Annotated in this window: 20 protein-coding genes and 1 pseudogene; 8 read left to right on the forward strand and 13 right to left on the reverse strand. The window is 63.9% G+C overall.

The genetic code is table 11. From position 1 onward, the window contains the following. Positions 1 to 156: 156 nt before the first annotated feature. The 3 genes and pseudogenes from ACJJV6_RS05325 to solA form a co-directional block, all read right to left on the reverse strand. Positions 157 to 838: pseudogene (locus ACJJV6_RS05325) on the reverse strand (ABC transporter ATP-binding protein); the annotation flags it as partial. A 76-nt stretch (positions 839 to 914) separates the two neighbouring features. Continuing rightward, positions 915 to 1,589, reverse strand: a complete 675-nt coding sequence (locus ACJJV6_RS05330) for a haloacid dehalogenase type II (protein ID WP_009356770.1) — start codon at positions 1,587 to 1,589, stop codon at positions 915 to 917. A 55-nt stretch (positions 1,590 to 1,644) separates the two neighbouring features. Further along, entirely contained in the window at positions 1,645 to 2,826 is a 1,182-nt protein-coding gene (gene solA / locus ACJJV6_RS05335; protein WP_009356769.1) for an N-methyl-L-tryptophan oxidase, read from the reverse strand. Between the two features lie 169 nt (positions 2,827 to 2,995). Here solA and ACJJV6_RS05340 point away from each other — a divergent pair, with 169 nt between their 5' ends. Further along, complete coding sequence (locus tag ACJJV6_RS05340) at positions 2,996 to 3,898, forward strand: LysR substrate-binding domain-containing protein (protein ID WP_009356768.1); 903 nt, start codon at positions 2,996 to 2,998, stop codon at positions 3,896 to 3,898. An 82-nt stretch (positions 3,899 to 3,980) separates the two neighbouring features. Here the strand turns inward: ACJJV6_RS05340 and ACJJV6_RS05345 are convergent, their stop codons facing one another. Next, positions 3,981 to 4,328 carry a cupin domain-containing protein gene (locus ACJJV6_RS05345; protein WP_240684990.1) on the reverse strand — a complete coding sequence of 116 codons (348 nt, stop codon included), beginning with the start codon at positions 4,326 to 4,328 and terminating at the stop codon, positions 3,981 to 3,983. 320 nt (positions 4,329 to 4,648) lie between these two features. On the opposite strand from ACJJV6_RS05345, the gene ACJJV6_RS05350 reads away from it, so the two are divergent. The 5 genes from ACJJV6_RS05350 to ACJJV6_RS05370 all read left to right on the forward strand — a co-directional run bounded on the left by ACJJV6_RS05350 (position 4,649) and on the right by ACJJV6_RS05370 (position 9,258). After that, entirely contained in the window at positions 4,649 to 5,326 is a 678-nt protein-coding gene (locus ACJJV6_RS05350) for an aspartate/glutamate racemase family protein (RefSeq protein WP_009356766.1), read from the forward strand. Between the two features lie 28 nt (positions 5,327 to 5,354). Then, entirely contained in the window at positions 5,355 to 6,638 is a 1,284-nt protein-coding gene (otnK, locus tag ACJJV6_RS05355) for a 3-oxo-tetronate kinase (protein ID WP_354175626.1), read from the forward strand. Beyond that, positions 6,635 to 7,264 (forward strand): 3-oxo-tetronate 4-phosphate decarboxylase, encoded by a 630-nt coding sequence (otnC, locus tag ACJJV6_RS05360; protein WP_354175628.1) that lies wholly within the window; start codon positions 6,635 to 6,637, stop codon positions 7,262 to 7,264. Before otnK ends, otnC begins: the two co-directional genes overlap by 4 nt. A gap of 228 nt (positions 7,265 to 7,492) precedes the next feature. Beyond that, complete coding sequence (locus ACJJV6_RS05365; protein WP_009356762.1) at positions 7,493 to 8,416, forward strand: ABC transporter substrate-binding protein; 924 nt, start codon at positions 7,493 to 7,495, stop codon at positions 8,414 to 8,416. Positions 8,417 to 8,583: 167 nt separating this feature from the next. After that, complete coding sequence (locus tag ACJJV6_RS05370) at positions 8,584 to 9,258, forward strand: GntR family transcriptional regulator (RefSeq protein ID WP_009356761.1); 675 nt, start codon at positions 8,584 to 8,586, stop codon at positions 9,256 to 9,258. A 56-nt stretch (positions 9,259 to 9,314) separates the two neighbouring features. On the opposite strand, the gene ACJJV6_RS05375 is transcribed toward ACJJV6_RS05370, so the two are convergent. Beyond that, positions 9,315 to 9,989 (reverse strand): haloacid dehalogenase type II, encoded by a 675-nt coding sequence (locus ACJJV6_RS05375; RefSeq protein WP_407710097.1) that lies wholly within the window; start codon positions 9,987 to 9,989, stop codon positions 9,315 to 9,317. 254 nt (positions 9,990 to 10,243) lie between these two features. Here ACJJV6_RS05375 and ACJJV6_RS05380 point away from each other — a divergent pair, with 254 nt between their 5' ends. Both ACJJV6_RS05380 and ACJJV6_RS05385 read left to right on the forward strand, forming a co-directional pair. Next, complete coding sequence (locus ACJJV6_RS05380; protein ID WP_009356759.1) at positions 10,244 to 11,302, forward strand: phosphotransferase; 1,059 nt, start codon at positions 10,244 to 10,246, stop codon at positions 11,300 to 11,302. Positions 11,303 to 11,331: 29 nt separating this feature from the next. Beyond that, positions 11,332 to 12,693 carry an aspartate aminotransferase family protein gene (locus ACJJV6_RS05385; protein ID WP_009356758.1) on the forward strand — a complete coding sequence of 454 codons (1,362 nt, stop codon included), beginning with the start codon at positions 11,332 to 11,334 and terminating at the stop codon, positions 12,691 to 12,693. 81 nt (positions 12,694 to 12,774) lie between these two features. Here the strand turns inward: ACJJV6_RS05385 and ACJJV6_RS05390 are convergent, their stop codons facing one another. From ACJJV6_RS05390 to ACJJV6_RS05425, 8 genes are all read right to left on the reverse strand, one after another. Continuing rightward, positions 12,775 to 14,793, reverse strand: a complete 2,019-nt coding sequence (locus ACJJV6_RS05390; RefSeq protein WP_009356757.1) for an ABC transporter ATP-binding protein — start codon at positions 14,791 to 14,793, stop codon at positions 12,775 to 12,777. Continuing rightward, the gene (locus tag ACJJV6_RS05395; protein ID WP_009356756.1) at positions 14,790 to 16,523 is read right to left on the reverse strand and encodes an ABC transporter ATP-binding protein; all 1,734 of its coding nucleotides are present in this window, start codon (positions 16,521 to 16,523) and stop codon (positions 14,790 to 14,792) included. Before ACJJV6_RS05395 ends, ACJJV6_RS05390 begins: the two co-directional genes overlap by 4 nt. Positions 16,524 to 16,726: 203 nt before the next feature. After that, positions 16,727 to 17,818 (reverse strand): nitrilase-related carbon-nitrogen hydrolase, encoded by a 1,092-nt coding sequence (locus tag ACJJV6_RS05400; protein WP_009356755.1) that lies wholly within the window; start codon positions 17,816 to 17,818, stop codon positions 16,727 to 16,729. A 178-nt stretch (positions 17,819 to 17,996) separates the two neighbouring features. After that, positions 17,997 to 18,989 carry a LacI family DNA-binding transcriptional regulator gene (locus tag ACJJV6_RS05405; protein WP_009356754.1) on the reverse strand — a complete coding sequence of 331 codons (993 nt, stop codon included), beginning with the start codon at positions 18,987 to 18,989 and terminating at the stop codon, positions 17,997 to 17,999. A 149-nt stretch (positions 18,990 to 19,138) separates the two neighbouring features. Continuing rightward, complete coding sequence (locus tag ACJJV6_RS05410; protein WP_009356753.1) at positions 19,139 to 19,852, reverse strand: gluconate 2-dehydrogenase subunit 3 family protein; 714 nt, start codon at positions 19,850 to 19,852, stop codon at positions 19,139 to 19,141. Between the two features lie 38 nt (positions 19,853 to 19,890). Next, positions 19,891 to 21,543, reverse strand: a complete 1,653-nt coding sequence (locus tag ACJJV6_RS05415) for a GMC family oxidoreductase (protein WP_009356752.1) — start codon at positions 21,541 to 21,543, stop codon at positions 19,891 to 19,893. A gap of 42 nt (positions 21,544 to 21,585) precedes the next feature. Next, the gene (locus ACJJV6_RS05420; RefSeq protein ID WP_009356751.1) at positions 21,586 to 22,536 is read right to left on the reverse strand and encodes an aldo/keto reductase; all 951 of its coding nucleotides are present in this window, start codon (positions 22,534 to 22,536) and stop codon (positions 21,586 to 21,588) included. Between the two features lie 45 nt (positions 22,537 to 22,581). Continuing rightward, positions 22,582 to 23,652, reverse strand: a complete 1,071-nt coding sequence (locus ACJJV6_RS05425; protein WP_035751928.1) for an ABC transporter permease — start codon at positions 23,650 to 23,652, stop codon at positions 22,582 to 22,584. Positions 23,653 to 23,666: the final 14 nt, after the last annotated feature.

Here is a 23,666-nt window from a genome sequence, read left to right on the forward strand (position 1 = left end):
ATTTACATTACAGGTCTCAGGGGAGGAATTATGTGATCATCCGGAGCCCACCCTGCTTTCTACGTCGAGCGTCTGCTAACTCGCGCCCCGGAACTTCTCGTGCGTTCAATAGAAATCCGTGAACTGTTTCATCCCTCTCCAGCACCCAAAATGCCCCTAGAGGTCCTCCGCCACAGGAGCCGCGCACTGGGCCTCGTACAGCCGCGCGTAAGCCCCGCCCGCGGCCAGCAGTGTGGCGTGCGTGCCCTGCTCCACGATCTGGCCGGCCTCCATCACCAGGATGAGGTCGGCGTCGCGAATGGTCGACAGGCGGTGCGCGATCACAAAAGACGTCCGGTCAGACCGCAGCGCACTCATCGCCTTCTGCACCAGCACTTCAGTCCGGGTATCCACCGAAGACGTCGCCTCATCCAGGATCAGCACCGACGGCCGGGCCATGAACGCCCGCGCGATCGTCAGCAGCTGCTTCTCCCCCGCAGACACATTCGCGCCCTCGTCATCCAGCACCGTGTCATAGCCGTCCGGCAGGGACCGCACGAACCGGTCCACGTACGTCGCCCGGGCGGCCTCGAGGATCTCGGATTCGGTGACGCCGGGCCGGCCGTACGCGATGTTGTCCCGGATGGTCCCGCCGAACAGCCACGTATCCTGCAGCACCATCCCCATCCGCGAGCGCAGCTCGCGCCGCGGCACCGAGGTGACGTCCACGCCGTCGAGCGTTATCCGCCCCGCATCCAGCTCGTAGAACCGCATCATCAGGTTCACCAGCGTGGTCTTCCCCGCTCCGGTGCGCCCCACGATCGCGAGCGACCGTCGGCCCCGGCTCCGCCACGAAAAAACGGCTACTGAGTGACGGCGCCTGCAGTAACAGGTGCGCCGTCCCTCAGCAGCCGTTGATTATCGCGAAGCCGGCTTTAGAGACCGAGCTGCTTGTTCAGCTCGTCCAGGGACTTCACCAAGGTGATGTTGTAGCCCTCAGCGAAGGGTTCGGCGGCCCGGTCCAGCATGACGAGGTCCCGGAAGCCGATGTTGTACATCGGGATGTGGTCGTACAGCGGGTGCGAGGAGACATGCAGGAAGTCCTCCGGGGCCGCGTTGAGCTGGTCCAGCATGTACTCGAACGCCTGGAGGCGCGGCTTGTAGGCGCCCGCCTGCTCAGCGGTGAACACGGCGTGCCACTCCGCGCCGAGCTTGGGAATGCTGATGTCCAGGAAGCTGTCGTCCGCGTTGGACAGGGCCACCAGCTTGTAGTTGTCGCCCTGGAGCTTCAGCGCCGCCGGCACGTCCTCGTGGGCGACGGCACTGCTGACAGCCTCGGCGAGCTCTGCGCCCGCGCCGGGGGTCGGGCCGATGCCGAACCGTTTGCAGGCGCGGTCAAAGGCATCCTGAAGGATCTGCTCGTAAGGTTTGTAGTCGCCATTGACCTCATCGAACCGGTAGGCGCGGAAAACCTTCTTGAAGGCCAGCCACTGCTCATCCGGGATGCGGCCGGCCAGCAGTCGCTGGGTGGTGGGGTATATCGTGAAGTTGATCAGCGTGCCGTAGACATCGTAGGAGATGTACTTCGGCCGGAAGCTGGTGTTTGCCATGATTGATCCGTTCCTGATTTGTCTTGTGTTTTTGGTGCTGCAGATGAGGGAGTTCTTAGCTCAAAGCCAGTGAGGTGAGCCGTGCGTCGGGTCCGAGGAACCTCGCGGGATTCATGAAGCTGACGTCGGTCCCCGTCGTGCCGTCCAGCACGAGCTCTGCGGCAATAGCCCCCAGCCCGGAGGCCATCTTGAAACCGTGGCCGGAGAAGCCAGCCGCCACGACAACCCCGTCCATGCCCGGCACTTCCCCGAACAGTGCGGTGGCATCAGGCAAATGGCCGTCGGCGCACACCGCCACGCGCAAGGGTTCCGGCACCAGGCCGGGAAGGAACTCCCGCACCCAGGCCCGGATGGTATCCAGGTGCTGGGGGTCCCAGGAGGGAGGCTTCTCCATGGACTCCACCTCATCGAGGTATACGCTCGCAACGGCCTTCACCGTCCAGCCGTCAGCTGTCGGGAATCCATAGAACTGCGCCCTGTCCGGCCTGCCGTCCTCCTCCGCCCTCCGCAGGAAGACCGGCATATCCTTCCGGCAGAACACAGCCGGATCCTTCGCCGGGAACCAGGTCAGGATCTGCGGCCGCACGGACAGATGGACACCCAGTTCCTTGCACACCGCTCCCGCACCGTTGCCCTGCGCAATGACCACCTTGGAAGCAATGATTTCTTCCTGGTCGGTACGGACGATGTACCCGTCCCCGTGCTGCTCCACGCTCTGCGCTTTGCGGTTCCCCAGGAACCGGGCACCCAGGCGGGTTGCCTCCGCCAAGGCGGCGGTCACGGCCTTCTCCGACCAGAGATAGCCACCCTCAGGGTCAAGGATGGTGACATCCGTGTCCCTGATGACATGCTCGGGATACTTCACCCTGGCTTCCTCGCCCCGAAGAAACTCAAAGTCCAGGCCGTTGTCCTTCCCGGCTGCGAGAAGTGGTCCCAGCCGCGGATTGTGCTCGTCGTAGATCGTGACAGCGCCCGTGGTCTTGAGCAGCTCGGTGCCGCTGACCTTTTCCAGCTCGCGCCAGAGGTCCTGCGACCGCTGCAGCAGAGGCGTGTAATGCCCGCCCTCCGCGTACACCTTGCGGAAAATCCGCGACTCCCCGGCATAGGCGGAAAAGGGGCCCGGTATCGAGAACCGGTCCACTCCAATGACCCGCACACCTCGTGCGGCGAGCTGCCAGCTCGCCATACTTCCCACCGAGCCCACACCGACGACGACGACGTCCGTTTCGAGTGCCATGGTTCCATCCTGCTTTCCTTGGTGCACGCCATTTCCAGATTCCGGAGCCTGCCTCTGCAGGGCTTCTCCGCGGGGCCGTGCTTTCCGTCAAATCAGCGTACGACACAAGAAACCACTGAATAAGGACCCATGAGACAATGCATTGTTGCCAAGAAGGAAAGAAGCAGCCATGGATCTCAGCTCGATCGATGATTTGGATTTCTTCGAACAAATTTCCCGCTCGCAGAGCCTGACGGAAGCGGCCAGGAACTGGGGAAAGTCCGTGTCAGCGGTCAGCAAACGCCTGACCGCCCTAGAGTCACGGCTGGGGGTACCGCTCGTCCGGCGCAGCACGCGCAGGCTCACACTCACCGAGGAGGGGCAACTTTATGCGGCAGGCGCCCTGGCCATCCTGCAGCAGAAATCCGATCTCGAAGAGGCCTTGTCCGTGCAGCAGGTGGAGCTCAGGGGACGCATCGCCGTTCGCTCCAGCCCGGGCATCGGCCGCACGCACATCGCGCCGCTGCTGGCCGACTTCGCCCGGCAGCACCCGCTGATCCAGGTGGACCTGGAACTTTCACCACTGCCCTTGAACATCTCCGGCACGAGCTTCGACATCGCCATCCGGGTGGGAGGACTGTCAGACTCCAGGCTCAAGGCGAAACTGCTGGCGCGGAACCGAAGGATCGTGTGCGCAGCGCCCAGCTACCTGGAAAGCGCCCCGCCGCTGACCACCATCAGGGACCTGGAGCGGCACAACTGCATTGTCCTGCGCGAAAACAACGCCGACTACTCCCTGTGGCGGTTCGGCGAAAAGGAGCAGGAGTACGTTGACGTCAAGGGCAGCATGATCAGCGACGACGGCGATGTGGTCACCGACTGGTGCGTCCGGGGCCTTGGGCTGGTCATGCGGTCTACCTGGCACGTCGATCCGCTGATCCGGCAGGGAGTCCTGCAGCAGGTCCTCCCCGATATCCCGACTCCGAGCGCCGATATTTTCGCCCTCTATCCCGCCACGGTCAGGACACCCCGACGGATCACCGCGGCGCTGGAGCATCTGCAGCAAGGCTTGACGGCGAGGATCGGTTCGTAGCAACCAGGCACTATGGGGCACAAAGAAGGAGGGCCCGGGGCAGCTGTCGCTGCTCCAGGCCCCCCTTCCCCAGCCTCAGTGCTTACTGCTCCGCATCTGCGGGGACGTTCTTGACAACCCACATCTTGCGGACAGTCTCGCGGATGGTCCAGTGCCCCTCCCAGCCGGCGGGAGTCACGAAAAGGGTGCCGGGGCCGATCTCAAAGCTGCTGCCGTCCGGTTCGGTGATGGTTCCGCTTCCGCTGAGGATCTGGCAGATCTCGTCGTAGCCGGGACGGGTGCTCTTAAATTCGCCCGGGGTAACCTCCCAGATGCCCGTCCTGAGATCCTCCCTTGCCCAGAGCCGGTAGGACACTTCGGTCTGGCCGGGCGTAGTTGACGTTTCCTTGGGCTGGTGCTCGCCCGGGTCTGCTGTTGTTGCGTCGTTCATTACGGTCGCCTTGACCATAGCTGCTCCTTCTTGGGCTGTGCCCGTAGTACCGCTGCACCTCCCCCTCGTTGGAAAGGCACGCAGCCCAGAGTAGCAATTGTCAACAATTGACGATAGGGCTATGAGGAGATTTCTTATCTATCGCGTTCAGCAACAGGCCCACTTCTTTCCCTTGTCGAAAAAATGAGTTATCAGTGACACCGATAGTCCAACACTTCTTGTCCCATACGCTGGTCTGACGCCGAGCGCAGTCCAGGTTGTTGCCCTTGAGAGGCGAAACCCGAAAGCGGGGCAACGGCGTTCAACAAGGGAGAAACCACATGAATCACACTCCGGTGCTTGCCATGCTGCACACTGTTCCCGGCCTGGTGACGGAAATGGAACCCCTCGCCGCGGACGTAGTACCAGGACTGAATGTGCTGCACTACGTGGACGAGTCCCTGCTCCGGGACACCATTGGCAGGGGAACAACGCCCGGACATGTCCGACGGCGGCTGGTCGACTACGCGCGCTACGCCGAGGAATCGGGCGCACAGGCATTGCTGGTGAGCTGCTCATCAATTGGCGAAGCGGCCACAGCCGCCCGCGACTTCGTCTCGATCCCCGTGCTCCGGATTGACGCTCCGATGGCCGATCTCGCCGTCGCGTCCGGACACAGGATCGGCGTGCTCGCAACCCTTTCGGCGACCCTCGGGCCAACCACCCGCCTCGTCCAGGAAGCAGCCCAACGGCAGGACAAACGGCCCCTCATCAGCGCAAGGAAAGCCGAGGGCGCTTTCGACGCCCTCCGGGCAGGCGACCGCGCACTGCACGACAAGCTGGTGCTCGAGGCTTTCGGAGAATTGGCCGGGGCGTCCGACGTCGTCGTTCTTGCCCAGGCGTCCATGGCCCGCGTTATCGAACAAACCCAGGGCGAGCCCGGCGGACCCGCCGTCCTAACTTCCCCGGCTTCAGGGATGACCCAGCTCAGCACTGTTCTCCGCCGCAAAGACTCCTGACTACCGCCCACCCGGAAAGGAACCAGCCATGCCCAACACCCCAACGAAAGCCCTTGCCCCCTGGCTGGGAGTTATCGCAGACGACTACACGGGCGCCTCCGACGTGGCCGGCACCCTTGTGAATGCCGGGATGCGCGTGGTCCAGACCTTCGGCGTCCCCGATCCAGCCATGCAGCTGCACGATGTTGATTGCATCGTCGTCTCGCTGAAGACCCGCAGCCTGCCCGCCGCGGAAGCTGTGGATCAGTCCCGTGCCGCGGCACACGCCCTCTCATCACGGGGCGTCCGGCAGCTTTACTTCAAATACTGCTCGACGTTCGACTCGACCTCGGAGGGCAATATCGGCCCCGTGGCGGACGCCCTGCGAAGCGAGTTCGTCCCGGACGGCCAGATCACGGTGGTCGCCCCCGGGACCCCCGCGCTGGGGCGGACCGTGTACAACGGTGTGCTGTTCGCGGGAACGGATCTCCTGCAGGAATCATCCATGCGCCACCACCCGCTCACGCCGATGACAGATTCCAATGTGCTCCGGCTGCTGCAGGCCCAGACGGCAACCCCCGTGGGCAGCGTCGGCTACAGCTCCATAGAGGCGGGCGTGGCAGCCGTTCGATCACGGTTCCAGAACCTGAGCGCGAAAGCGGGATACGCCGTCGTCGATACTCTCAACGACGGCCACCTGGCCGTACTGGGCGCCGCCGTACTTGACCACCCGCTTGTCACGGGTGGATCAGGGCTCGTCGGAGGCCTGGCTGCTGCCCGGGGGATCAGCGGCCAACCGGAACCGGCTCCTGCCTCCCGGCCAACGGGACCGGCAGCGGTCATTGCCGGCAGCTGCTCTGAGATGACCAACGTCCAGATCGACACCTTCCGGCGGCTGCGCCCCTGCTTCGTCGTGGACCCCGCCATCATCGCAGCAGGGCAAAATGTGGTGGCCGAGGCGCTGCAATTCGCGCGGGAGAACATTCCGGACGGCCCCATCCTGATCCATTCCACGGCCACCCCGGAGGAGGTAGCGCGGACGCAGAAACAGCTGGGTAAGGCCCGGGCTGCCGAGATTACCGAAAGCAGCCTGTCCACGATCGCGGAAGGACTTGTCGCCTCTGGTTGCCGGCAGCTGATTGTGGCCGGCGGGGAGACGTCCGGCGCCGTTGTGCGCAGACTTGGCATCACCACCGCCCGCGTGGGCAGGGAAGTCTCCCCGGGCGTGCCTTGGCTGGCAACGGAGACCAGCCCCGGGCTGTCCATCCTGCTCAAATCGGGGAACCTTGGAACCCCGGAACTCTTCCTCGACGCATGGGACCACAACCGATGAACCACTCGGAGAGCCGCAACGAACTCGTCCGGCTGGCCAGGTCCCTGCATCAAAGAGGCTTGACCCGGGGCACATCCGGAAACCTCAGTGCACGCGTGGAAGGCGGCATACTGGTCACCCCCACCAACGCTTCCCTGGGGGAACTTCGAACAGACGACCTGGCACTGGTCTCCGACGCCGGCGAGCACCTGTCCGGAGCACGGCCGTCCAAGGAGGCTTTCCTGCACCTGGCCATGTATCGGGTGCGCCCGCAGGACCACGCCGCCGTCCATCTGCACTCGACCTACGCCACCGCCCTTTCATGTCTGGACGGCCTGGACGACGATGACGTCCTGCCACCCCTCACGGCCTACTTCGTTATGAGTGTGGGACGGCTGGTCCGGCTGCCGTACTTCGCACCCGGAGACCAGGGGTTGGCCGGGGCGGCCCAGGAAGCTGCAGCATCCAGCCGCGCCCTGCTGCTGGCAAACCACGGACCCATCGTCTCCGCGCCGACCCTGGCACAGGCAGTGAACGCTGTTGAGGAAGTGGAGGAAACGGCACGCCTGTTCTTTCTCCTGAATGGCCACGCCACCCGCCCCCTTCAGCCCGCCCAGGTGGCCGCCCTTTGTGCCACTCGCTTCTAGCAGCAGAAACAATCGTGCCCTCGACCCCCAAAGCTCAACTGTTCTACTGTTGACAATTGTGGTGAAGCGGAGTTTTATTAGTGACTGGAACGAGAGCTGAATCACATCCCGCGCGAAGCAGGGATTGCCACCCTCGTGATGCCGCTCGATGTTGCGAGCGGCAGGCATAGATAGAAACTTCACCTTCAGCCGGCACTTGCCGCTGAACCCATTGAAGGGAAGCACATAATGGCCAAAAACAAGATCCAGACGGTGGCCGCCGGGCTCGCAGTCCTGCTAACCCTGAGCGCTTGTGGCGGCGCGGCCACGGGCACCGAGGCAACAGACATTCCCAAGACGCAAAACACCCGTGACATCTCAGAAAATGTCCAACCGGATGCGGAGGCGGTTGCCCTGCTGCCTGAGTCCTACAAGGCCAAGGGCGAACTTACGGTCGCGATGGATCTGAGTTCCCCGCCCATGACCTTCCTAGCAGAAGACAACTCAACACCCATTGGAGTGAATCCGGATCTGGCCCGCCTGGTGGCAAAAAAGCTGGGGCTGAAGCTGAAGTTCGAAAACACGGCGTTCGACACGATCGTCCCCGGCATCGACGGCGGCCGTTTCGACTTCACTGCCACCACCATGTCCGCCACGGAGGAGCGCCTGAAGGTCATGGACATGATCAACTACCTCAAGGGCGGCTCGGCCGTGGCGGTACCGAAAGGCAATCCCCTCAACCTGACCAACGACACCCTTTGCGGCAGGAACATCGGCGTGACCAAGGGCTCCACGCAGCAGCTCAAGCACCTGCCCAACGTTTCCAAGTGGACGTGCGAGGAAAAGGGGCAGCCGGCCATCAACGCCATCACCCTGCCCAACGTCCAGGAAGCTCTGACACAGCTTGACTCGAAACGGATCGACGGCGTCTTCTACGACGCGAGCGGCCTGGCGTGGGCCGACGCCCAGCAGCCCGACCACTTCGCCATCCTGCAGCCCAGGATGGATACCCGGACGAATACCAACGTTGCCATGGGGCTGAAGAAGGGATCACCCTTGACGCCGGCCCTGCAGGCAGCCATCCAGTCGGTCCTTGAGAGCCCGGAGTACAAGGAATCCCTTGAGTACTGGGGATTGGGCGAATCCGCGATTTCTGAAGCCGCTATCCGCTAAGGGGGCTAGCAGCCGCCCCAAGCGGGACGGGTCCGGAGTTGAAGCCACGGCTTTGGCTCCGGACCCGTTGGCGTGTTCGGAGCAGGCTCCTCGACGGGCAACGACTCTGAAATTACTCCGAGATGATCCACTGCCCTACAGTTGACCACACCTGTACGATGAGACGCATGGTTGAGCAGATCAAGATAGTGCACTCGTCCACCGTGCAGCAGGTTGCGGACGGGCTCACAGCCATGATCCTCAGCGGTGGACTCAAGCCCGGTGAACGCCTGCGGGAGAGCCTTCTCGCCGAGAACCTCGGCCTCTCCAGGAATACGGTCCGCGAGGCGGTCCGTATCGTCCAGGCAGGCGGCCTTATCCGCCACCGGGCAAACCAGGGAGCCATCGTCTGGGACCCCACGGACGCGGAAATCATGGACGTCTACAACGCCCGCTACCATCTGGAAACCACGGCCGCGCGGAGCATCTCCGAGAGCACGTCCCTCGATGAGGTGCACGCCGCCATGGAGGAGTTCCGGGCAGTGCTGAAAAGTGGAGACCCTTTCAAAATTGTCGAAAAGGACCTTGCAGTCCACAGCGCCATCGTGGGAATCCTCGGAAGCCAGAAGTTGAGGACGTTCTACCAGCAACTGGTGACCGAACTGCGGTACTTCATGTTTGTGCTTTCGATTGAGCACCACGAATACGAGGACCCGGACTCACTCGAAGCAGAGCACCAGAACATCGTGGACGCGCTTGACTCCCGCGACCCCGCCCTGGCGGAAAAGGTCATCTCGGACACGATCATCCAGTACCGCGAATCGATCCGCGACGTTATCGCGAAGAGGCATTCAACAACATAAAAAAGACCGCGGCCTTGGGGCCGCGGTCTTTACTCTTGTGTTCTGGTCGGCTGGAACTAGAGGCCGAGATGCCGGTTGATCTCATCCAGGGACTTGACCGACTTGTAGTCATAGCCGCCGGTGATGGGGTCATACCCACGGTCCAGCACCCAGAGGTTGCGGAAGCCCATGTCGTGCATCGGATGCATGTCGTAGCGGGTGTGTGAGGCAATGTGCAGGAAGTCCTCCGGCTTGGCGTTCAAGGTGTCCAGCATGTATTCGAACGCCTGGTAGCGCGGTTTGTACGCCTGCGCCTGCTCAGCAGTCAGCACGGCATGGAAGTTCGCACCCAGCTTGGGGATGCTGATGTCCAGGAAGCTGTCGTCCGCGTTGGACAGGGCCACCAGCTTGTAGTTGTCGCCCATAAGCTTCAGCGGGGCCGGCACGTCATCGTGGGCAGCGAAGCCGCGGACGGTCTCAGCGAACTCCGCGCCGGCGCCGGGAGTGGGGCCAATGCCAAAGAACCTGCAAACGCGGTCAAAGGAATTCTGGAGGATCTCCTCGTAGGGCTTGTAATCGCCGAGGACCTCGTCGAACCGGTACCCGCGGAAGACCTTCTTGAACGCCGGCCACTGCTCCTCTGGCAGCCGGCCCGCGAGCAGGCGGCGGGTCGTCGAATCCGTGTCCCAGTTGATCAGCGTGCCGTAGATATCGAAGGAGATGTACTTCGGCCGGGAGTTGTTGTCAGCCATGCTTTGTCCGTTCGTTGAGATGGAGGCGGCCCTGCACAGGGCGGATGAATGATATTCAATGCGGTCCTCCAAGGGGAGCCCGCTCATAGAACGACTTTAAAACTCAGCACGCAAAATTGTCAACAGTTCAACAGTAGTTCTGCTGGACATTCCGTTGCGGAGACTCAACAAGCATGCCATACTGCTTTGCAGAACTGTTGAACAGTAGAGCATTTACTTCGACATCCCCTTCCAACCGACAGGAGCCCAGAGCCATGGACGTCCGCACCGACTCCGAGTTTTTCGATGCCGTGGTTGCAGAAAGCGGACTCCTGGCGGAGCAGTCGCAGCTCACTGACTCGACCGTGAAGCGACTCCTCGAGAGCTCTTATGGGCTGCAGGGGAAACTCGTGCGGATTCCCACTGAAAAGGACGAGACGTTCCGCCTCCAAGGCCGAGACGAAACCTTTCTGGTGAAGGTTTCCTCACCTGAGGAGGACCCGGGGATTGTCCAACTGCAGACAGCGTGCATGGTCCACCTTGAGCGGACCGCCCCTGACCTGCCGGTCCAACGCCTTGTCAGGAGCCTTGGCGGAGCCGCGGAAGTCCTCATCCCGGCGCCTACCGGGCCCTTCGACAGGGTGCTTCGGGTGATGCGCTTCATGCCGGGAGAGTTACTGGCCAAACACGATGCGTCTGCCGGCCAGTTCCAGCTGGTGGGCTCAAGCCTCGCCCGCGTGGGCCTTGCCCTGCAGGACTTTGACCATCCGCGGGCAGACCGATTGCTCCTCTGGGACCTTAAGCACTTCCATAGGATGCGGCCGCTTCTTGGCTATCTGGATGACAGGGAAAAGCGCTCCCTGGCCGAGGACGTTTTTGACCAGTTCGACGCCACAGTAGTTCCACACCTGGACACCCTTCCCTCGCAGGTTGTCCACGGGGACTTCAGCCCGTTCAATGTCCTCGTCGACCCCAACAGTCCGGCCTACGTGACGGGCATTATCGATTTCGGCGACGTGGTGCGAACCCCGGTGATCTTCGACGTCAGCGTGACCATGGCCAACCTGTTGGGGGCAGATCCCCGAAACCCCTGGGAGCGCGCACTCTCCGTCCTGGACGGATACCAAAGCGTCAGCCCGCTGCCGGGACAGGAGTTTGAAGCCCTGGTGGTCTCGGCCCAGGCCCGCCTCCTGCTGCGGGCACTGATTACGCAGTGGCGGGCAAGCCATCTGCCCCAAAGGCGCGACTATCTCCTCTCCCACTCGAAACCGGACTGGGACCGGCTCGCCTCCACCGGCGCAGCCCCTGCACCGAACTGCCCTTTCACACCCTGATCAGACCCGCCAGCCGTCAAGGAGAAATGATGAGCAATACAATCCAGAGCATCCGCAAGCCTTCCAAGGCCATGGTCAACGGCTTTGACCCCACCCGCATCGATGAGCTCCCGGACGAGATCCAGAAGAACATTCGACGCCGGGACCAGAGCCTCGGGCCCGGGTACCGGCTCTTCTACGACACACCCCTGGAAGTTCTCCGGGGCGAGGGCGTCAAACTATTCGACCGGGACGGAAATGAGTACCTGGACGTCTACAACAACGTCCCCTCGGTGGGCCACTGCCACCCTAAGGTCATCGCCGCTGTCCACGAACAGATGCAGACGCTGAACACGAACACCCGTTACGTCCAGGAATCCATCCTTGATTACTCCGAGGACCTCCTGTCCACGTTTCCCGCCGAGCTTGGCCATGTCATGTTCACCTGCACCGGGTCCGAGGCCAACGACCTCGCCATGCGCGTGGCAAAGTACGCCACCGGAAACCAGGGCATCATCGTCACCTCCGGCGCGTACCACGGCCTGACGGCGGAGGTCGCCTCCTTCTCGCCGTCCCTGGGTATCGGCGTGCCCCTTGGCGCGAACGTGCGCGTCATCGACGCCCCGGACGCCCTGCGCTACTCGTCGGATCAACGTTCCCTCGAGGACCACCTCCGGAACCAGGTCCGTGCAGCCATCGCTGACCTCCACCGGCACGGCATCGGGCTGGCGGCCTTCATCGCCGACAGCATCTTCTCCTCCGACGGCGTCTTCGCCGGCCCGGCGGGCTTCCTCCGGCCGATCATCGAAGAGGTTCACGCCGCCGGCGGCCTGTACATCGCCGATGAAGTGCAGCCAGGCTTCGGCCGGACCGGCCAGGAATGGTGGGGCTTCCAGCGCCACGGAATCGTCCCGGACATCGTCACCATCGGCAAACCCATGGGTAACGGCATCCCCGTTGCTGCAGCCATCTTCAAACCGGAACTGCTCGTGGAGTTCGGCAGGAACATCCGCTACTTCAACACATTCGGCGGCAACTCGGTGGCCGTCGCAGCCGCCCAGGCCGTCCTGGACGTGATCCGCGAGGAATCCCTGATCGACAACGCCTTGAAGGTGGGCGAGCAGATCATCACCGGACTGGAGGACCTCGCCCAGGACTTGGACCAGGTCGCGGAAGTCCGCGGCAGCGGCTTCTTCATCGGCGTTGACCTCGTCACCGACCGGTCCTCGCTCACACCCGACGGCGACGCCGCCGCCGGCATCGTGAACGCCCTCCGCGAAGACCGGATCCTCATCTCCGCCTGCGGAGCCCAAGGAAACGTCCTGAAACTCCGGCCGCCAATGCCCTTCTCCAGCAACGACGCCGACCGCCTCCTGGACGGAATCGGCCGCGCCTTCAAGAGGCTGCGCTAGACGCCGGTTCCGGAAAGCGCATGACATCCTGGCGTCGATGCCACCGCGGGGGTGCCGCCCACCGGGCGGTACCCCCGCCGGTCAAACCTCCGCCACAGGAGCCGCGAACTGTGCCTCGTACAGCCGGGCATACGCCCCGCCCGCAGCGAGCAGTGTGGCGTGCGTGCCCTGCTCCACGATTTGGCCGGCCTCCATCACCAGAATGAGGTCGGCGTCGCGGATCGTGGACAGGCGGTGGGCGATCACAAAAGAAGTCCGGTCGGACCGCAGGGCACTCATCGCCTTTTGCACCAGCACCTCCGTCCGGGTATCCACCGAAGACGTCGCCTCATCCAGGATCAGCACTGAAGGCCGGGCCAGGAACGCCCGCGCAATGGTCAGGAGCTGCTTCTCCCCCGCGGACACGTTGCCGCCCTCGTCCTCCAGCACCGTGTCGTACCCCTCGGGCAGTGACCGCACAAACCGGTCCACGTACGTCGCCCGGGCCGCTTCGAGAATCTCGTCCTCGGTAGCCGAAGGCCGCCCGTACGCGATGTTGTCCCGGATGGTCCCGCCGAACAGCCACGTATCCTGCAGCACCATCCCCATCCGCGAGCGCAGCTCGCGCCGCGGCACCGAGGTGACGTCCACGCCGTCGAGCGTTATCCGCCCCGCATCCAGCTCGTAGAACCGCATCATCAGGTTCACCAGCGTGGTCTTGCCGGCCCCGGTGGGCCCCACAATCGCCACGGTCTGCCCCGGCTCCGCAACCAGAGAAAGAGAAGAAATCAGCGGCTTGTCCGTCGAATACGAGAAGGACACGTCCTCGAAAACCAGCCGCCCCCGCCCGAACACCGGCCCAACAGAAGCAGCAGGCTCCGCAGATTCCTCCTCTTCATCCAGCAGCTCGAACACCCGCTCCGCCGAGGCCACCACGGACTGCAGCACGTTCGCCATGGACCCCAGCTGCGCCAGCGGCATGGTGAACTGCCGGGAGTACTGGATGAACGCCTGCACGTCGCCCAGCTGCATCGCCCCGGACGCCACCTGCAGGCCGCCCACCACGGCGATCCCCACGTACACCAGGTTCCCGATGAACGTCATGGCCGGCATGATCAGCCCGGAAATGAACTGCGCCCCGAAACTGGCGTCATACAGCTCCGCATTCTTCTGCCGGAACCGCTCCCCCACCTCCTGCTGCCGGCCGAACACCTTCACCAGAGCATGCCCGGTGTACGTCTCCTCGATCTGCCCGTTCAGCTCCCCCGTGTGCTTCCACTGCGCCACGAACAGTTTCTGCGAGCGCTTGGCGATCAGCGCCGTAATCCCCAGCGTCAGCGGAATGGTCACCAGCGCAATCAGCGCCAGCGTGGGCGAAAGGATCACCATCATCACCAGCACGCCCAGCACCGTCAGCACGGACGTGACCGCCTGGCTGATGGTCTGCTGCAGGCTCTGCGAAATGTTGTCCACGTCGTTCGTGACCCGGCTGAGCAGCTCGCCGCGCTGGATCGAGTCGAAGTACCGCAGCGGCAGCCGGTGGATCTTCGCCTCGATCTCCCCGCGCAGCCCGAACACCGTCCGCTGCACCACCCCGTTCAGCACATACGCCTGAACCCACATGAACGCCGACGACAGCACATACAGCACCAGCGCCCAGGTCAGCACGCTCCCCAGCGCAGCGAAGTCGATCCCCTGCCCCGGCACCAGGTTCATGGCGCTGAGCATGTCCGCGCGCTGCCCCTCCCCGGAGGCGCGCAGCTGCGCGATCACCTGCTCCTTGCTCGCCCCGGCCGGCAGCTCGCGGGAAACGACGCCGGCGAAGATCAGGTTGGTGCCCTCCCCCAGCAGCCGCGGCCCGATCACGGACAGCGCCACCCCGGCCACCGCCGTCACGAACACCATCAGCAGCCACGCCCGCTCCGGCCGCAGCTTCCCCAGCAGCCGCTTGGCGGACGGCCAGAAGTTCATCGCCTTCTCCGCCGGGACGTTCATCCCCGCGAACGGTCCGCCGCGCCCCGGGCCGCCTGCCGGACGCGGGATGCGTACGACGGCGGTGCCTCCTGGTGCGGAGGCGGGCGCGGCTTTGGTGCCGGGTCCGGGAGAGGTCTGGCGGCTCATACCGTCTCCTCCGCCGCCAGCTGGGAGGACACGATCTCGCGGTAGGTTTCGGACGTCTCCAGCAGCTCACTGTGCGTTCCGCGCCCCACGATCCTGCCGTCGTCGAGCACTAAAATCTGGTCCGCGTCCACGATGCTGGACACGCGCTGCGCGATGATCACCAGCGTGGCGCCGGCGGTGCTGCGCTTGAGGGCCTGCCGGAGCCGGGCATCGGTGCCGGTGTCCAGCGACGAGAAGGAATCGTCGAAGATGTACAGCTCGGGCCGCTTCACCAGGGCCCGGGCAATGGCCAGCCGCTGCCGCTGCCCGCCGGAGACATTGGTGCCGCCCTGGCTGATGGGCGCGTCCAGCCCCTCGTCCATCCGCTCCACAAACTCCTTGGCCTGGGCGATTTCCAGGGCGGTCCAGAGCTCGTCCTCGGTGGCGTCCGGTTTGCCGTAGAGCAGGTTGCTGCGGACGGTGCCGCTGAACAGGTAGGGCCGCTGCGGGACCAGGCCGATGTGCCCCCAGAGCAGGTCCGGGTGCAGCTCGCGGACGTCCACGCCGTCGATCCGCACCGAGCCGGTGGTGGCGTCGAACAGCCGGGGCATGAGGTTCACCAGGGTGGTCTTGCCGGAGCCGGTGCTGCCGATGATCGCGGTCGTCTGCCCTGCCTTGGCGGTGAAGCTGATGCCGGTGAGGACCGGCTGGTCGGCACCCGGGTAGGCGAATCCGACGTCGCGCATTTCCAGCTCGCCGTTGCGGACTCTTGTGGTGACGGGGCGCTGCGGCGGGCGGACGCTGGATTCGGTCCGCAGCACCTCGCCGATCCGGTCGCCGGAGACGGCCGCGCGCGGGATCATCACGGCCATGAACGTGGCCATCATGACGGACATCAGGATCTGCAGCAGGTAGCTGAGGAAGGCGATCAGCGTGCCCACCTGCATGGAGCCGTCCTGGATGCGGAACGCGCCGAACCAGATCACGGCCACGCTGGAGACGTTCAGGACCAGCATCACCACGGGGAATGCGAGCGCCATGAGCCGGCCGGCGCGCAGGGCGGTGTCCGTGACGTCCTCGTTGGCGGAGGCGAAGCGCGCGGTCTCGATGTCCTCGCGGACGAAGGCGCGGACCACGCGGATGCCGGTGAGCTGCTCGCGGAGGACCCGGTTCACGGTGTCGATCCGCTTCTGCATCTTGCGGAACAGCGGCACCATCCGGGCGGTGATCAGGCCGACGGCGATGAGCAGCACCGGGACGGCGACGGCGATCAGCCAAGACAGCTGCACGTCCTGCCGGATGGCCATGATCACGCCGCCGATGCTGAGCATGGGGGCGGTGACCAGCATGGTGGCGGACATCAGGACCAGCTGCTGGACCTGCTGAACGTCGTTGGTGGACCGTGTGATGAGGCTGGGCGCGCCAAACCTGGTGACCTCCTGCTCGGAGAACTCCCCCACCCTGGTGAAGATGGCGTTCCGGAGGTCCCGGCCCACGCCCATGGCGGCCTTCGCGGCGAAGTAGACGGCGATGATGGCGCAGGCGATCTGCAGCAGCGTGATGCCGAGCATCAGTGCACCGAGCCGGAGGATGACGCCGGTGTCCCCGGTGGCCACGCCGTCGTCGATGATGTCCGCGTTCAGGGTGGGCAGGTACAGCGACGCGATGGACTGCGCCAGCTGGAAAACCACGACGGCGGCCAGCAGCTTGCGGTGCGGCCGCAGGTATTCAATAAGCAGTTTCCAGAGCATGGGCGGCTCCCGGCTGACGGACTGTCCACAAACGTGGTGCGAGGGTCAGTTTACGACTGCTGGCTGGGCGTGAAGCCGTGCCCGGGGCGGGAAGTTGGGACGGTTCACGCAGGGCGTATTTGGATGCCCAAGCCTCCTTCACCAATTCCAGGACATGAATTGGCCGGGGTGCGCGAAGAGCGCACCCCGGCCAATCACCCCATCTAGGCCTTGTAGCCCGACGGAGGTGTCAGTACTCCGCGCTCGATGAGTTTCTCGATGTTGGCAGCACGGGTTGAGTCTTCCCGGGCCAGCCAGTCCTCACCGGGAGGGGCATCGAGGTACTGGTTCTTCGGGTAGATCGGGGTGTCGTAGATAACCCGATACTGCTCTGTACGCACGTCCTTGAACTGGTTGTACAGGCCGTTCGAGACACGGGCCCGGCGCAGCGCCTCGATGTCGATCGTGGTGCAGACGAACGAGTCACCCGACGTCCAGCCCTGCTGCTTTGTCAGGATCTGGCCCCGCGGACCGACGATCATGGACTGACCGCCAAACAGGTCCTGCATGCTCCCGTCCTCACGGACTTCCGGCCCCAGGTTCGGCGCGACAACATACGCCGAGTTGAACATGGCGTGCGCCCGGTTCTGCAGTTCCCACATGCCGTTCTGCACGGCCGGCTCGATCAGGGTGCCCCGGATAATGATTTCGGCGCCGTTCATCGCCAGCCCACGCGGCACCTCGGGGTAGACACCCTCGTGGCAGATGGCGTACCCGATGTTGCCGATCTCGGTCTTCGCGACAGGGAAAATGGCGTCCATTGCATTGCCATTGCCCTTCTTTTCAATCCACTCGTCCCACACGTCGTGCGGGTTCATGTTGCCAAGCATGCCGCCCTCGTAGGCATCACTGGTGGCCTTGTAACGCTTGTAGATAATTTCGCCCTGCGGATCGATGATAAAGGCGACATTGAAGTGGCGGTCCGGGAAATCCTCATCCTTCACCATGTACAGCTCAGCAGCGATGTAGGTATTGAGCTCCACGGCCTTCTTCGCCAGCTCGTCCGTCTCAGGACCAGGGATCGTCACGGCAAAGTGGCGCTCCTTTTCGCGGTTACCAGGCGTGTTGGCGATCATGCCCTGGATTGCCATTTCCGGCAGGACAACCAGCTTGACCGGAGAACCCTCCCAGCGGCCGACCATGACAGCCGTGTCGATGAATTCGTTGATGCGCTTGACGTTGGCTACGCCGTCACCGGGATTCTTCACATTGATTGTCCGCGGCGAGACCGCAACGACGACAAATGGATCGACCATTGTTTTTCTCTCTTTTCTCTTCTTTGAGTACCTGAGTTAGCGCTAACTCACGGTATTCCGGTTAGGTAGGGAATTGCAAGACCTGAAGGTCATTGATTTTCAGAAACGGGCCAGGAGCCCTTGGGGTCCCGGGGCCGGGAGTTCAGCCCCTGGTATGGGTGGGCAGGCGCGCCCGGTATCAGCGCCGGCTACGCGGCGACGCTGTGGTATCGCGGAGTATCAGATGCGGTTCAAGCAGGGGGATGTCCCCCTCCGCTTCCTCTTTGATCATGGCGAGGATGCGGCCAACGGCGATGTGGCCGATGGCTTCGAAATCAAGCTTTACGGTCGTCAGTGCCGGCCGAAAGAAAGGTGCTTCCTTGACGTCGTCGAACCCCACCACGCTGACGTCCCCCGGTACGTTGCGTCCGGCGTCGTCCATGGCCTTGATTACTCCGAGCGCGAAGGGGTCGTTGGCGGCAAAGACCGCCGTGACGTCCTTCCTGGCGGCGAGTTCACGTCCCGCGCGGTATCCCTCCGCGGCGGACCAATCGGTCGTTGCGAGCGGCGCTGGAACGAAGCGTCCAGCCGCCCCCAGTTCCGCCGCCCATCCCTGGACCCGGGCGGATGTTGCCATCCATCCGGGCGGGCCTTGGACGTGCCACACTGTTTCGTGCCCGAGGTCCAGCAAGTGGCGCACCACCATCCGGGCGCCCCGCACTTCGTCAACGGAAACGCTTGTGGGGCTTGGGTGCGATCCTTGCTGGAAGGTCACCACGGGGACACCGATGTCGAGGTCCTCGAGCACCGTGATCGCATCCAACAGGGGCGCGAGCACGATGATGCCGTCTACCGTGTCCGAATTGATGGACTCGAAGGCAGCCCGGATATCCCGCCGTTCGAGACTGGCCAGCGTGACTAAACGCGTCGCGTAGCCATGTTGCCGGGCTTCCTCCGAAATACCGTACAGGGCCACCGTTGGGCCCAGGACCGACAGTTCGAAGCTGACAACACCGATCGTCATGGTCCGGTTGCTGGCGAGCGCGGCGGCTGCGGGATTCCGGCGGTACCGGAGTTGCGCTATTGCGTGCTCGACGCGTTGGCGTATGTCCGGATCCACATTGGTCGCTCCCCTGACAACCCGTGACACCGTCTGCTGGGACACCCCGGCGAGCCGCGCAACGTCGGACATCCGGGGAGCCTTTGACCTGGAGGCCAGCCGCTCCCCGCGCCCATTGGTGTTGCGGGCTTCTGAAGGCGCGGGAGACGTGGACACCACTCCATTATCCCCGGCTACCCTCGAGGAGCCCCGGAACGCGCCGTCAGTCGGCGCGCCAGCTGTCACGGACGCCGGTACCGCAGGACTTCGGGATGCTGGTCGTACGGCCATTCGGCCCCCTCCACCATGTACTTGCGGGTGGTGTAGCTGCCGTCCATGGTTGAAGCCAGCGACGGGGGCCCGTCGAAGCCGATGACACCCCAACCGACGCGGTTCTCGTTCCCGCCGTACACCGGGTCGCCGTAAAACCCCTGCCGGGTGTTGAGCACCAGCAGCGGGAAGAACTCCAGGAAGTCCTCGTTGACCGGCTGGTTTCCTGCCGGCGCACCCCCAAGGCCAACCTCGGAGTGCTCCAGCGAGAAAGCATGTGGCTTCGCCGCACCCGACAGCGTCTCAAGCACTGCGTCCTGGTCTTCTTCCGTCAGTTCGAGGAACTCGACGTCGGCACGCTCTTTCGCCAACCGGTCCAACTCCACGACGCCCTCGCGGTAAAACTCCCGGCGCTGCTTGATGCGCTCCTGCCATGCGGCCTCGTCGCGGCCCTCCATCCGGAGGAACCCGTTGCCGTCCGCAGCCGGGAAGATGAACTGCGTTCCCGCAAGCATCCGGTCAATGAAGCGCACCACTCTGGCCTCACGTGCACCCGGGTGGTGGTCGGTGGGGATAATCCGGGCCGACGCCGCTTCGATGGTGTTCCACTCGTGCTCGGTGAAGAAGACCGGCCCGTCGACGTCGCGCGTTGAGATGGGTACCGTAGCCCATTCAGCCTGTCCCATATGACATCTGTCCTTTCGTGTCCTGTGTGAAGTGCGAATCAGTTTTCGGACCAGCCATGGCGGTCCACTTGGAGGATGCGGTCAGAGCACCGCCAGGCATTCGCCATGATCGTCAGGGCCGGGTTGATACCGGTCGCCGTGGGGAAGAAGCTCGCGTCGAAAACGTACAGGTTGGGTACTTCGTGCGAGCGGCACCAGCGGTCGACGACGGACGTCGCCGCATCATTGCCCATCCGGGCGGTGCCCAGTTCATGCGAGGTGTTGCCGGTGATCCGTTCCATGTTGACCGGAATGACCTTCTTCGCCCCGGCAGCCTCGAGGATCTCCCCGTTCTTGGCAACCTGCCAGCGTTCCTGGGCAAAGTCGTTGGAGTGGGGAGTGTGCGTAATCCGGGCTACCGGCAGGCCCCATGCGTCTTTGACATTCGGGTCAAGGTCCACGCGGTTGTCCTCCACCGGCAGGTCGTGCAGGAGGACACCGATCTTCATGCTGTGGTTGAAAAACTCGCGGTCGGCGTCCTTGGCTGCCTGGCCCCAGGTAGGCCGGCCGGGGAAGCTCCAGTTCACCGGGTGGCCGATCATGGACGGGAAGATCAGTGACCCCAGGATGTGGCCGCGGCTCTCGTCCGTCTCGTAGAAGTCGAACGAACACAGGCTCATGTAATGGCCCGCCCACCCATACAACGGGTCGCTGACCTCACGGTCGAACAAACCCACCGAGAATGAGTACTGATGGAAGGTCGCGTTCTTGCCCACCATGCCGCTGCCGTTGCCGAGGCCGTCCGGGAAGAGCCCTGACTTCGACATGAGCAGCAGGCGCGGGGTTTCGATGCCGCCGCCACAGACGATCACCGCTTTCGCGTGCTGGACGAATTCGTCGCCGTCCTCGTCCTGGTAGCGGACACCGGTGGCGCGGCCGTCCTTGCCGACGAGAATCTCGCTGACATAGCAGTCGGAGCGGAGGTCGTAGCGCCCGGTCGCAATGGCGTCCGGGATGAAACTGATCAGCGTGGATGACTTGCCGCTTCCCGGGTCCGGGTACTGCTGCCAGAAGCCGTTCTCACTGAACGGCTGGCGCCCCCGGTAGGGTTCGGTGACCATGCCCTGCGGCATGGGGAACGTGCCATGACCCAGCTTGGACATCGCGGTGGCGAAGGTCCGTCCAATCTGGCTCAGCGGTGATGGTTTGGTGGGGTAGCCGCGGCTGCGCCACGCTTCCCACTTGTTCGCTCCGGCAAGACCGGACGTGCCGAACTCCCATTCAACGCGTGTGTAGTACGGCTCCAGTTCGTCATAGGAGATGGGCCAGTCGACCAGGCTTGCGCCCGGAACATCGCCGTGCAGGCTGCGCAGCTTGAAATCGCTCTCGGCCATGCGCGGAACCATGCCACCCCAGTGGGTGGTGCCTCCGCCGACGACCTGCGGCGTGGCGGAAAAGTTGGTGATTTCCGCCTCTACCTTGTCGTTCGGGCGGTAGGTCCGCGGTTTGGTCTTCGGGTCCTGCCAGATGAAGTTCCGGTTGAGGAACTTGAGTTCGTCGCCCGAGGCGTGCTCGGGCTTCAGCCAGGGCCCACGCTCGAGGCCCACTACCTTCAGGCCGGCCTCCGACAGCACCTTTGCCGCGGTGGCTCCGCCGGCGCCTGCACCAACGATGACGACATCTACCGGCTCAGGCTGCTTCTTCCTGGTCATTGCTTCGTTTCCTTTCGTAATTCCTGCGACTCGCCCCGGCAGTCAGACAGTCACGGCTTCAATGCCGTTCCGGCCCTCGCGTGCAAGAGGCAGGAGCTGGTCCCACAGTTCCTCGGGGATGTCATGGTTGAGCAGTCGGACGGTTTCCTCGACCCGGCTCGGCTGGGACATCCCAACGATGGTGGACGCCACCCGGTCATCACGGACCGAGAATTGCAGGGCAGCTGCGGCGAGCGGGACGCCGTGCTGGCCGCACAGTTCTTCCATGCGCAGGACCCGGTCGATTGTCGCCTGGTCCACCGGCGCGTAGCAGTACCGCGGGACGGCCCTCGGCCCCTTGACGAGCATCCCGCCGCCGAACGGGGCGGCGTTGACGAAGGCGACTCCGCGGCGGGCCGCGTCCTCCAGGAGCGGCTCGGCGGTCTGTTCGACGAGGGTGTAGCGGTTGTGGCTGATGACGGCGTCGAACGCATCCGTCGCGAGGTACTGCAGCTCCAGATCGATCGGGCCCCCGGCGACGCCCAAGTGCTGGATGACACCCTGGTCCCGGAGATCGATGAGGGCTTCCAGCGGGCCTCCCTTGGCCACCCCCTCTTCGAAGGAGATCTTCTCGGGGTCATGCAGGTAGACGAGCTGGAGTTTATCGAGCCCGAGGCGCTCGAGGCTCTCCTCGACGGACCGGCGCACGCGGTCCCCGGAGAAGTCGGTGCTGCCGGGAAGCGGATCGACCTTCGTGGCGACGACGTATCCCTCGGGGATGCCACCACGCTCGGCGATGGCCCGGCCAATCCGCTCTTCACTTGCACCGCCGCCGTACTCATTCGACGTGTCAATGAACGTGAAGGGCCCGTCGAAGACGCGGTGGATCGTGGCGACGGCGGTGTCTTCATCGACCTCGTAACCATACTGGGCGGGAAAGCTGCCGAGCGCACTGGTGCCGACACAGATATCGGAGACGGTCAGGCCGGTGCGTCCGAAGGGGCGAGTGGACATGATTCCTGCTTTCTGAAGCTGAATGGGTTGACGATGAGTCAGTGGTTATGCGGGCTGGGTGCGCCGGAAATGTTTGGCGAAGAAGCCGGAGATCCTCTGGACGCCGCCCGCGCTGGAGAGGAAGACGGCGAGGATGATCACGGCGCCCTTGATGACCAGCTGCGGCTCGGAGGAGATCCCGACGAGGTTCATGATGTTGATGATGGTGGTCAGGATGAACACCCCGATCACAGCGTTCAGCGGATCGCCCTTGCCGCCCATGAGGGAGGCACCGCCCACGACGACGGCTGCGATGGCGTCGAGTTCGTAACCTACGCCGATGAGTGAGCTTCCCTGCCGCAGCTGGGCGGCGGCGACCAGGCCTGCCAGGCCGGCGAGCACGCCGGAGATTGTGTAGGTGATGATCAGGTTCCGCGCCACAGGCAGGCCCGAAAGCCGCGAGGCTTCAGGATTGCCGCCAATCGCGTAAAGCGAGCGGCCGAATGTGCTGTACTTGGCCACGAGCGCCGCGATCACGGCCACAATGATGAAGATCAGGACGGGGTTGCGAATACCGAGGAAGCTTCCGCGGGAGAAGGCCTCAATGATCCACTGGTCCTTGATCTCGATCAGGCTTGTTGACTGGATGATGTAGCTGAAGCCCTTGACGGCGCTCATCATGGCGAGCGTCGCAATGAACGGAGGGATGTTCAACCAAACGACGAGGATGCCGTTGATCAGTCCGGCGGCAGCGCAGCAGGCAAGCACGAACACGACGGACGCGCCGGCGGGCATCCCGGACTGCAGGGTCAGTGCCGTAAGTACCGTGGACATCGCCAGGATCGAGCCTACGGAGAGGTCGATGCCGCCGGTCAGGATGACGAAGTATTGGCCGATCGCCAGCACGACGACGATCGAGGCGGCAGTGATCACGTTTTCAGCATTGCGGAACGTCAGGAAGTCGTCGGAGACGTAGTAGCCCACCGCGATGATCGCGAGGAGCACAAGGATCAGGTAGCTCTTTGGCAGGGCGCGGAGGGCGCTGCCCCGCAGGCGGGAGCCGATGCCGGCTGATGGCGATGGGGACGGGGAAGGGGTGCCACTCGTTGGTGGCAGGGACGACAAGGTCCGGGACATGGTAGTTCTCCTGA

It is taken from the genome of Arthrobacter nitrophenolicus (assembly GCF_045833485.1).
Taxonomy (GTDB): Bacteria; Actinomycetota; Actinomycetes; order Actinomycetales; family Micrococcaceae; genus Arthrobacter; species Arthrobacter nitrophenolicus.